Here is a 12,197-nt window from a genome sequence, read left to right on the forward strand (position 1 = left end):
TGATCTATTCTTCTATGATCGGTTCAATAAGTTCTATACTTCCATCTTCCAAGTGACGAAGTGGACTCATCTTTACATTCCGTAAATAATTTTTATTCGATAGTTCTGTATCGTGATAAAAAATATACCACTGCCCGTCAAACTCAACAATTGAATGATGATTGGTCCATCCTTGTACTGGATTCAATATTACCCCTTGGTATGTAAAAGGACCGTATGGATTATTTCCAGTGGCATAAACTATCTTATGCGTATCTCCGGTAGAATAAGAGAAATAATAAGTACCATTATATTTGTGCATCCAAGATGCTTCAAAAAACCTTTTCTCATGATCTCCTGCTTTGATGGGATTTCCAGCTTCATCTAAAATGACAACATCTCTTGGTGCTTCATTGAATTGCAACATATCATCGCTTAGCATGGCCACTTGGGGTGCTATAGCTGGCTCGTTATCCTCAGGCTCATCATCATAGGGACTATTCCCTGTCGATACATATTTTCCGGTCCTCCATTTTTGAAGCTGTCCACCCCAGATTCCTCCCCAATAGATATAATATTGACCGTCATCATCCTGAAAAACTGATGGATCCATACTGAAACTACCTTTCATTGGTGCTTCCTCTGGTATGAAAGGACCTGTTGGTTCATCTGAAACAGCTACTCCCAACCTGAATAAATCCTCATGGTCTTTTGCCGGAAAATAGAGATAATATTTACCGTCTTTTTCAGCAGCATCTGGAGCCCACATTTGCCGTTTTGCCCACTTCACATCCTTGACATCCAAAACCTTTCCATGATTAACTACTTGCCCGTTTGCCTTATCCAACGAAAACACAAAATAATCCTTCATATTGTATTGCGCTCCTGAGTCATCTTCCTCCACTGTAGATTCCACATCATGAGAGGGGTATATATATATTTTATTCTCAAAAACATGGGCTGAAGGATCAGCCGTATAGATTTCCTTGATCAAAGGGGGATTAAGAAACTCGACTGCTTCCGCTGTATCTAAAGTAAATTCCTTCTTAGACTCTTCGGTATTTCCCCTTCCACATCCAGAAATAATACCTCCTGCAATAAAAACAAGTGTGATGAATATTGGATATCTCATGATTCCTTTAATTGGTTTAATAGGTTTGATTTAATAATCTATATTGGCTAAATGAACTTTGATCAAGGCATCACTCCATCTTGATCTTTAAGCACTTCTATTTGTTTTATTACTTCTTCCTTGATAGCGTAATCTTTTTCAAAAACCAGTGGATATGCCGTCCTCCCCACTATAGGCCAGTTATTTAACCAGCTATCCTGATCTCGAATCCCCCAAAATGTCACCCTGCTTATATCTGTTCGATATTTCTGAAATAATTGGAAAAGCTCGAAATATCGTTTGGCTAATTTTTGTTTGATTTCCTCAGGAATACCTTTTTTTAATGGATCGTATTGTGGTTCATAATCAAAATTGTCATCTATATCAGCACCACGCCTGTTGGTAGGATTAGGCAGTACATCGATATCCAATTCTGTAATCATTACTTTTAACCCCTGATCGGCAATCTTTTTGATCGATGCTTCTATTTGTGCTAATGTGGGGGTAGCTAGTCCGTAATGTCCCTGCATTCCTACCCCGTCTATATGCACACCCTCAGCTTGCATTTCTTTCACCATCTCTATCACTGCATCGATCTTCTGAGGTTTCCAAAGATTATAATCATTATAATACAGTTCTGCACCACCATCCACTTCCTTGGCTTTCTTGAATGCCTGTTTGATAAAGTCCTTGCCTATTGCATTATACCAATTAGACTTGCGGTATTCTCCATCATCGGTAAAGGCCTCATTTACCACATCCCAGCCATGTATCCTTCCCTTATACCTTCCCATCACGGTTTCAATATGTCCTTCCATGCGTTTGTTAAGGACTTTTTCATCTAATAATTCTCCATTTGAATTTTCAAATACCCAAGAAGGTGTTTGATTATGCCATACTAGGGTATGTCCAATGATAAACATATCCAACTGTTCGCCTAATTCAACATAACGATCTGCGGATTCAAAAACGTAGGTATCAGGTCTTGGGTGAACTGATTGCCACTTCAATAAATTTTCTGGACTGATACTGTTAAAGTTCTTTGACAGTACTTGCTTTACCTTATTATTATCGACATTAATGTTTCGTAAACTCAATGCCGATCCTATATAAAAATCTTCTATAAATACCTCCTTGAAGCCAAGTCGGTCATTGGTGCTAAAGCCACTCAATAAAATAAATATTAAACCGACTAAAAAACTCCTTTTCAATAAAGCACTCTTCATACGTAATACACGATTATTATTGGGTTATCATTGATCTATCCAAACAAAAATCCTTTCTATCGTCTGGATACAAAACAAACTTAAACCAAACAAAATCAATTTAAAAGTATCACAAACACATACAAATACCTGAAAATCAAAAGGTTAAATAAAAATCGCTCGTTTAAATATCAAACAGTTTAAAACTACTGCCTATTATAAAAACTTAGCTCATATTACCAATGAATGAACTTTTGGTAAAAATTACTAAACAATATAGTTAAGAAGCATTGACAATAATTGCGCTTTAAACAAAATCTTGATTATCAGAAAGTTAAAAATAAAATTATACTAAAACCCCATTTATATTTCGCTTAAAGAAAATGATAAACCTTTAATTAACGACTTTAACTGCGTGTATTTTTAAAAGCTATGGACCTTTATTTTTTATTTGTATATTCAACACTTTATTACTAACCCAAATAATCTTCATAGTAAAATGAATCGCTTTTATTTTATTATTAGTCTACTTCTTTATCAAATATTTTCTTTTCAAGATTTATATGGGAAGCAAACTGAAAAAGATGATAATATATTCTATATAGAAGAGGCTAAAGACTATGCAAATATCATTGAATACATGGATTATTACGTTGACCCTTCATCGCAACTAGGCATCCAGGATATTTCATCTCCAGAATACATTAATAAATTTGAGCCAGTTTCTGATATTCATGTTGTTTATGAAGCATTTGACCAAAACATTTGGTTAAGACTGAAAATCAAAAATTTAGAAAACATCCATAATCATTCATGGTATTTTGAATCTTGGGGTTTTGACATCAATCAATTTACTTATTATTTTCCCAATCCTGACGGTAGCTTTACTGCTAATACCTCAGGATATGATTTTCCATTTTACCAAAGGAATATCAAACACAAAAACTTTAATTACCTCCTTGACATAAGGCCTGGAGAGCAAAAGACATACTATTTTAAGGTAAAGAGAAGCTATCCGCTTGCCTTTAATCTACATTTGCGTACCAATGAAAAATTCATTGCACACACCCTCAACGAATATTATTTCTTAGGTATATATTATGGTGTGCTAACACTCATTTTGGTCTTCAATCTATATCTAGTATACAAGTTAAGAGACACTTTATACCTCTACTTTGCAGGTTTGATACTGGCCTGTATTTGGTTTTCTTTTGGTAGGGATGGCTTAGGCTTTCAATATTTATGGCCAAATCATCCTGAATTTAATTTTTTGACCCAAGGAAATATCACACAGGTGGCAGTGGTCATAGCTACTTTACTATTTTCCAACAGGTTTGTACAAAAATACAATACAAGTAGCTTGATGTTTCGTGCAACTATCATTGCAATTATTCTTAAATTCGTCCTATTTTTTATCCAAGACACACTATTTCATATAGAAGGTCGAACTTATATAGGCCTGACCATATCTATTATGCTGGTCCCTTTTTCTATTGGTCTTAGACTTTTATTGAAATCCAAAATCTATTCTTGGTCCTATATTTTCGCCTATGCCTGCTTATTTTTGGTCATCATTAATAGTCATACCATCGCCTTTGCATTATTTGATGACCAAGTGATCAACTGGTATTTTGTACATCCGGTAATCTTTCTGGAAGTGGTCCTATTTTCCCTTTCTATTTTCAACCAAATGAAATTTCTTCAGGAACAATACAAAACAGTGAGTGAGGAAAAGACATTGGCATTGGAAGAGAAAAACCGTCTAGCAGATGAGCTCAATAATAAACTCCAGCAAAAGGTAAAAGAAAGGACAGAAAAGATTGAAAATATGGCAAAGGATTTGGCCAGCAAAAATGTACAGCTCCAAACAACCAATCTAAAGCTACAAGAACTCAACACCCAGGTCAATCAGATCAACGAGTACCTGAGAAAAAACAATGAACAACTTCGTACCAATATGGAGGAAGTAACAAAAAACCTTGCGCTGATGAAGGGCTTGGATTTTGAAAGTTTCAAAAATGTATTTCCTGACAAGGACAGTTGCCTACAGTTTTTGTCTGAACTTAAATGGAAGGATAAATACATATGTAGAAAATGCGGATATAATAAATATGCCGAGGCTCCCAACCATGGCAGAAGATGTAAAAATTGCAACTATTTTGAATCGCCGACCGTGGAAACCTTATTTCACAAACTAAAATTCCCAATAGAAAAAGCTTTTTACATTTTATACCTGTCCAACAGAAAGGATGTGGACCTTACCCTAAACGAACTTTCTGAGATCTTGGACCTAAGGAGAGAAACCTGCTGGGCATTCAAGAACAAAATTACTCAGGCCATGGAAAAAGTCGGACACAATAAAGACCTCAGTGGATGGGAAAATTTAGTATTGGTTCATTTGGAATAAATATGGTCGTCAAAAGTGCTTAATTTAAAACCAACCTTTCTCTACTTGAATGGAAAAACCATTGTCCCTCCTTTTCTAATAGGACAATGGTTTAAATTTAACAATAAGTGATCGTTTCACATTACTTACTGCTAAAATCACAATTATTTTGCTCTTAAAGATCAACTAGCTCCTGACTTCCCTTGACCTGAAATTCTCCTTCCACCACCATGGTAGTTTCTGCATCCAAATCACCCTCAAAGCCTGGCTGCTTTCCACCCACATGCACCGTAAAACGTCCTTCTTCAATGACCCTTTTGGATTGGGCATTGATCATGGAAAGCTGTCTGGGGGATAAGGTAAAACGCACTTCTTTACTTTCTCCAGGTTTCAGGTGTATCCGTTCAAAAGCTTCCAATTGCCGAATTGGCCGCAAAGTAGAAGCTTCTTGGTCTGTCAGGTATAACTGAACCACCTCATCACCTGCCCTATCCCCCGAATTGGTCACTTTCACACTTAAGGATACAGCTTCTCCAGCTTTTACCTGAGCAGGAATTGTCAGCTCAGTATATTCAAAATGGGTATAACTGAGTCCATAGCCAAATGGATAAAGCGGAGTACCTTCAAAATAACGGTAGGTCCTTCCTTTCATATCATAATCTTCAAATGGTGGCAAATCCTCCACCGATTGGTAGTAGGTGATTGGCAACCTCCCCGCAGGATTATAGTCTCCAAAGACCACATCTGCAAGTGCATTACCACCTTCTTCTCCCGGATAACCAGCACTGATGATGGCATCCACATTTTCCTTGGCCCAGTTGATGGCCATGGCACTTCCTGCATTCAGCACCAAAATCACCGGTTTTCCCGTAGCCTTAACGGCCTTGAGCAAAGCTTCCTGCTGTGCCGGCAAAGTGATCGCGGTACGGTCTCCGCCATCAAATCCCGGAGTGACCACATCCATGCTTTCCCCTTCCAGCCTTTGGGACAATCCCAGCACCACCACGGCCAAGTCCGCACTTTGGGCCAGTGCAACCGCCTCATCTATCTTGCTTACATCCGGCCTTGCCCACAGCATTTGGGCAATGGCATTGGTCTCATCACTAAAGAAAGTCACTTCAACTTTATACCTTTTCCCTGCTTCCAAGGAAACAATATCGGTGGCATACCTTCCCCGGTGGATGGTACCAGCTCCATTGGATATTTCTTTCCCGTCAATACGTATTTTCATACCTCTTTTTGAAAACACACCGAATTCATAACGTCCATTTGCCGGAGGAACCAAATAACCCTCCCATTTTACGGAAAAGTTGTCGATCAGCTCTTTGGAAATGGGCTGGTGCTCCCAGGAAAAATCAATTTGGTCATCTATCCGCTCCAAGACCGGCTCACCTTCCCAGTTTAGGTTATTATAATAAGACGCTTTAAGCCCTTGACGTCCATCATCGGTTTGAAAATAAGCAGAAGGTACAGGCTTCAGGTTATAAAACCCTTCCGCAGAATGTACGCCTTCTGAATACAAAACCTCCGCCTTTGGTCCCACTTTGTGCTTTATTCCCTCCAGAAAAGTAACCGGCTTTTTGGGTATGCCATGATAGTTACCCAAAAGCGATTCTACATTATCTGCATTGGGGCCTATTATCGCTATTTTTTTGACTTGATCTACCGAAAGGGGCAGTAAATCATCCTTATTTTTCAGCAGTACCATGCTTTTTTGGGCTGCCTGTCTTGCCAAGGTATTATGCGCTTCAGAACAGACAATACCAAAAGGTATCTGGGCAAAGGAAACCGCTTCCTCTGGATCAAACATTCCCAATTTGAACCTGGCCAAAAACAGTCGCTTTACAGCAACATCAATCTCTTCCTCGCTTACCAGTCCCTCTTCTACCGCTTCCGTCAAGTGGGCATAATAATTCCCACAATTCAAGTCACAACCACCAGAAACCCCAATTGCCGCAGCTTCCGCTGCTGTCGAGGCAATCTTATGGCCTGTATGAATATCTTGGATCGCGCCACAGTCCGAAACCACATAACCTTCAAAGCCCCACTGCTCCCTCAGCACTTGATTTAATAAAAAGTCATGGCCACTGCACGATTCACCCCTAAATCTATTGTACGCCCCCATGATAGAATACACCTTTGCCTCTTTGACCGTTTTGCGGAATGCCGGAAGATAGGTTTCATACAAGTCCCTATCACTCACATCCACATCGAAAGAATGTCGAAGTGGCTCCGGACCGGAATGGACCGCAAAGTGTTTGGAAGTCGCAATGGTCTTCAGGTATTTTCCATCATACTCTTGCAAGCCCTCTATAAATTGGGAAGCCAGCTCTCCGGTGAGATAAGGATCTTCGCCGTAAGTTTCATGGCCCCTTCCCCATCGTGGGTCCCGAAATATATTGATATTTGGTGACCAAAAATCCAGTCCGGTATAAATCCCCCTTTTTCCATTCCTGATAAACTCATGGTGCTTGGCCCTGGCCTCATCGGAAATCACTGTACCGATTTCCTTCATAAGGCCTTTATCAAAAGAAGCCGCAACGGAAATGGACTGGGGAAAAACGGTGGCATAGCCTGCCCTGGCTACGCCGTGTAAACATTCGTTCCACCAATTGTATTCAGGCACCTTTAGACGGGATATGGCCGGAGAGGCATTCATCATTTGACTTACCTTCTCCTCCAAAGTCATTTGATCCACCAGAATATCCACCCGCTCTTCGAAGTTTTTATCCGTGTCCAAAAAGGAAAAATCAAGGTTACCTTCCTGGGCCTGGATAGCCATGTTTCCGACCATAAAGTAAAATAGGAAGCCTAAACCCCAATATTTTAACCCCATAGTACTATGACTAAATCCTAATTTGTGTATAAGTGGTTCCTCTTTAGTTTTCATATTCATGATAAGGTCATTTTGATGAAATCATTTACTTCTAGCTCCACTTTCTCACTTGTCGTCCCCCTTCAGAAAGTCATTCACCTCCAACCAGTGCATAAAAGCCTCAAACCAACTGTTGCTGGTGCGATCGGGGTTTCCCAGACCGAAACCATGACCTCCATTTTGGTAAAGGTGAAACTCTACTGGTATATCCGCTTCGTACCAAGAGCGGATCACACCAAATTGTCCATGAAAAAGAAAATCATCACTGGCAATTACATTGAACATAGGCGGTGCATCCTTTGGTACCTCCACTTCTCCCATACCGCCATAGACCGGACCGATAAAGGCCAAATCCATGGTCTCTGAGTTGAGTGTGCAGTGCATAGTAAGTCCGGCACCTGCCGAAAAGCCAATCATGCCTATCCTGTCTATATCCACTCCCCATTCTTCGGCACGCTCAACAATCATGGCATAGGCGGCTTCTGCATCCTCCAGTTGATCGGACAGGTTCCTGCGAGGTCGCGGTGTGGCTTCTCCATTTTGTGTCCCTTTTGCTGCTTCGTCAAAGGTCCTGTTCATGGAATTACTGAAATCTTCCAAAGATTCTGGCGTCGGATGCAGCCTGTATTTGAGTACAAATGCCGTGATTCCCTGCTCAGCTAGTGCTTTGGCCACTTCCCAGCCTTCGTTGCCCATTGAAAGCCATCTAAACCCACCTCCGGGCGCTACGATCACCGTCGTGCCGTTGGCCTTACCGGGTTCTGGAAAAAAAGGGGTCAGGGTGGCAGTACTGATATTTCTGGCCATTGGATCACCCCATTGACGGAACCAGCTCTCGGGAGCAGGTTGACCTTCCACACCTCCTGTACCCAGTGGGATGGCATTGGGTTCCTCAGGCTTGTCAATTGGATACATGGTCCCATCCTGCGCCATGGTAGGCTTGATGCTAAAGAGCAAGGCAATTGCAAAAACGGTTTTGGTGAGGTTTTTCATCACATAAAACATAATAAGGTTATTAAATAGGTTAAAATTAATCGATTATATCATTAGCCATGACCTCATACAAGCCACGGTCCTCCAAGTACCATTCGAACTAAGCTACTTGACCTAATTCTTCGGTATGTTCCAAACAGGATCCTGTCAATAAAGAAGTGAGGACATAAAGTCCCCACCTCTTTTGGTTGGTGGTTTAAAAAGGTATTTCATGCTTTGGTGTTAATGGATTTTTAAATCTGTCTACTCCGTTGGATAGGCATCATTGGCTTTCGTAGCATAAAGACCGATTAAATTGCCCGTAAAGCCACCAGCTACATTCGTGGAAAGGATATCGCCGGACACTGTACCTCCCAGATTTTGGAAATCAGTTCCGTTGGTGGAATAGCTGAACTGAAATTCATCTCCTTTAGCACTTATTCTTAATGACACAGGATTCTTGAGGTCAATCTCCGTACTCGCCAAGATTTCAGACTTCACCTCGCGGTCTCTTCCTCTGCCCTGTGCTTCAGTTCGCTGCAGTACCAGTACATTTTTCTTTCCGGATTTGGTAACTCCAAACACATAATTGAAGGCTTCACTTTGCACACTGGTCAAACCTGCCAAGTCTTTTTCTGACTGGGGCTGGTATGCCATGGTAGTAGTAAAAGAAAAGTTTTTGTGCTGCTGCCTGTGAAAGAGCGTGGAAGTAGGTTTGACCTCTTTGATATTGGTGTCAAAAGGTTTGATCTGCAAACCGCCTTTAGTTTTGGAAATAAATGCTTCCCTTGGTCCCCTTAGGCCTATCCAACGGTAATCCAATTTCTCTGAAGTAAAATCCTCTGTAAAAGTGAAGTTACCATTTGGAAAGAACCCTTCCTGTCCTGTTTTGTTCTCCACGCCTTCGGGCATTTTCAGTTTGGGCTCCATCGGTACCAAACCATTTTCGAAAACCGGAAACTCTCCTGACCAATCCACTGGTAGGATAAAGGTTTCCCTGCCTGTATTTACCCGATTCTTTTCATTAGGACGAATACCCAAGAAAACGCCATAATACTTATCATCCGGTCCCAATACCAAGTCAGCATGACCCGCCCAGTCTACTTTATTTTGTCTGTTCTGGGATAAATACCGTTGGCTAAGAATCGGATTACTTGGCGCCGGGATATAAGGTCCTTTTGGATCATCGCTCACAAAGACCACTTCACTGTGCCATCCTCCGGTACCACCTTCAGCACACATCAAATAATACTTGCCATCCTTCTTATAGATATGTGGAGCTTCAATCCAAATTGGTTTTTGGGACAGGTCCACTCCCCCATTGACAATCACTTTATCTGTTCCGGCAATAACCTGATCCTTCTCAAGATCATATTCCCAAACCTTAATCACGCGGTGACCATTATACAATTCCTTCCCCTGCGCTGGTGCATCATTGTGCACCACATAGGCCTTCCCGTCCTCATCAAAGAATATGGCGGGGTCAATCCCCTGAAAGTTCAACTTATAGGGTTCACTCCAGCCCTTCATGGGGTCTTTGGTTTTGACCACAAAATTCCCCAAACCTCCTGCAAATGCAGTGGTTATCATATAGAAAGTATCGTTGTGCGGATTATAACGGATATCCGGAGCGTACACTCCTGCACTGATTCCTGTATCATGCACATCTAGCTGAGAGGTTCTGTCCAGCACATGACCGATCTGAGTCCAGTTCACCAAATCATTGGAATGGAAAATCGGTACCCCCGGGAACATAGCGAAAGAGGATACTACCATATAATAATCATCACCTTTTCTGGTAATGGCCGGATCAGGATAACATCCTTGAAGAATCGGGTTATAAAATTCATCCTCTGCTAAAGGGTTATTTTTATAGACCTCGTCATTCCCTTCATAGACTGCCTTCGAAAATACGGGGACATTGTTTGGTTTCTTTTGGCAATAAGCTCCGGTCAAGGAGAAAACAGTCATCAAAACCGCTAAAATACTTGTTAATTGCTTTTTCATTGCTCTTTATAAAATGTTTACGTTGCTATTTTTTCATTTAAATAGGTCTCTGGTCACATGCTAAGTTGCCCGCTCACTCAAGCTCTCGTTGTAGACCTGCCAGGTTTGTAGATACTCGTTAAACAAACCTGGCAGGTCTATGTCCTTGCTTAGGACTGTGGTCTTCAGTTCCATTACACCTGCCATCCGGCAATGCCTCAATCCGAAAACTTCCAATAGTCGAAATACAGGATATTATTGGGTGCTTTTCCTTTGAAAACAAAATACAGGTCATGGACACCCTCCACCTGTTTTACTTTGGTAGACACCAAAGACCACCTGTCATCTCCGCCTGTTAGCGGCACATTGACCGTACCCAATAGCTCCCCGTCCAAACTATCTAGCCTGATCTCCATGCTTACATTGCCATTGTGGACAGTCCCTACCCTTGCCGTAAATTCAGCTGGCCCCTTATCACGAAAATCCACTTGCTTTACTTGGGTATAGGCCTCGTTCTTAGTGGCTATTATAAAATTTCCCACTACCTCATTCTTATTGGCTTTTACCCCTTCAGACCAAGCAATGGTCTCCGCTTCATTTTTGATATAAGGATTGATTGTTCCCAAACTCTTGGTGATTCCTGCTGTCATTGTCATGGGAACAATGGTCCCGTCTTCTTTGAACTTCACCTCATCGACACAGACGGATCGGGTAAATCCACCTCCTCCGGGCAAGGCACCATTATGATAGAACAAATAGGTTTTCCCCTTGAAATCCACTATTCCTGGATGATTGGTAAAGCTCCTGCCTTCGGTGGGCATCAATACGCCTTGGTATTTCCACGGGCCAATCGGACTGCTACTGGTTGAATAGCCAATATGTTCAGGTAATGGACCCGCCGCAAAGAGCAGGTAATACAGGTCATTTCTTTTATACAACCAAGGGCCTTCCTCATAGGTTGTGGGACGTCGTGGATCCTCTTTGCCTTCCCGCTTGCCAAAAGCTGCTACCGTATTGGGAAACTGTTCAATTTCTCCATCATAGGTGATCATATCCTCATTTAGTTTCACATAATAACATACCGGGTTTCCCCACATCAAGTAAGCCTGACCATCATCATCCACAAAAACAGTCGGGTCAATATCCGCCATACTATTACTGATCAAAGGTTTGCCCAATGGATCAATGAAAGGGCCATAAGGGCTGTCAGCTACCGCTACACCAATGCCGTTTTTATTGTTTCTATCAGTTATCGGCACATACATATAGAATTTCCCATTCCGTTCTATACACTGAGGTGCCCAAGCATTCATCTTGCCCCAACTAAATTCCTTATAAGACAAAACTGCCCCATGATCTGTCCAGTTGACCATATCTTCGCTTGTGTACAGTCTCCAGTCATTCATGGTAAACCAGGTTGAATTATCCTCATCATGGGAGGTGTATAAATAGACCTTATCATGGTACACCATAGGCGCGGGATCCGCAGTATAGGAGGTCTGAATGATAGGGTTTTGTGCTTTTGTTTGTAGAATACCCGTACCTGAAATAAGCACGGATATTATAAGTAGTCTGAAAAGAAATTTCATCTGTCTATTTTTTTCTGTTCTACAAATGAGATACTTAGTTATTGTCACGAATTTGTTATCTCAGATGACCGATGCCTATTGGATGTCCGAGCGT

General features: G+C 41.3%; 7 protein-coding genes. 1 reads left to right on the top strand and 6 read right to left on the bottom strand.

What is annotated here, in order from left to right:
* Nucleotides 1–4: 4 nt before the first annotated feature.
* Complete coding sequence (locus tag KZP23_RS22290) at nucleotides 5–1,111, bottom strand: glycoside hydrolase family 43 protein (protein ID WP_226334002.1); 1,107 nt, start codon at nucleotides 1,109–1,111, stop codon at nucleotides 5–7.
* Between the two features lie 62 nt (nucleotides 1,112–1,173).
* Complete coding sequence (locus KZP23_RS22295; protein ID WP_226334003.1) at nucleotides 1,174–2,316, bottom strand: endo-1,4-beta-xylanase; 1,143 nt, start codon at nucleotides 2,314–2,316, stop codon at nucleotides 1,174–1,176.
* Between the two features lie 478 nt (nucleotides 2,317–2,794).
* Between KZP23_RS22295 and KZP23_RS22300 the strand changes: the two genes are divergently transcribed.
* Entirely contained in the window at nucleotides 2,795–4,702 is a 1,908-nt protein-coding gene (locus tag KZP23_RS22300; RefSeq protein ID WP_226334004.1) for a 7TM-DISM domain-containing protein, read from the top strand.
* Nucleotides 4,703–4,856: 154 nt separating this feature from the next.
* On the opposite strand, the gene KZP23_RS22305 is transcribed toward KZP23_RS22300, so the two are convergent.
* The 4 genes from KZP23_RS22305 to KZP23_RS22320 form a co-directional block, all read right to left on the bottom strand.
* A complete protein-coding gene (locus KZP23_RS22305; RefSeq protein ID WP_226334005.1) occupies nucleotides 4,857–7,577 on the bottom strand; it encodes a glycoside hydrolase family 3 protein in 2,721 nt (906 codons plus the stop codon).
* A gap of 45 nt (nucleotides 7,578–7,622) precedes the next feature.
* The gene (locus KZP23_RS22310) at nucleotides 7,623–8,549 is read right to left on the bottom strand and encodes an alpha/beta hydrolase (protein WP_394370990.1); all 927 of its coding nucleotides are present in this window, start codon (nucleotides 8,547–8,549) and stop codon (nucleotides 7,623–7,625) included.
* A gap of 243 nt (nucleotides 8,550–8,792) precedes the next feature.
* Entirely contained in the window at nucleotides 8,793–10,535 is a 1,743-nt protein-coding gene (locus KZP23_RS22315) for a glycoside hydrolase family 43 protein (protein WP_226334007.1), read from the bottom strand.
* Nucleotides 10,536–10,732: 197 nt separating this feature from the next.
* On the bottom strand, nucleotides 10,733–12,103 hold the full coding sequence (locus KZP23_RS22320) for a glycoside hydrolase family 43 protein (protein WP_226334008.1): 1,371 nt from the start codon (nucleotides 12,101–12,103) through the stop codon (nucleotides 10,733–10,735).
* Between the last annotated feature and the right edge of the window lie 94 nt (nucleotides 12,104–12,197).

The sequence above is a fragment of the Echinicola marina genome (genome assembly GCF_020463795.1).
GTDB lineage: Bacteria > Bacteroidota > Bacteroidia > Cytophagales > Cyclobacteriaceae > Echinicola > Echinicola marina.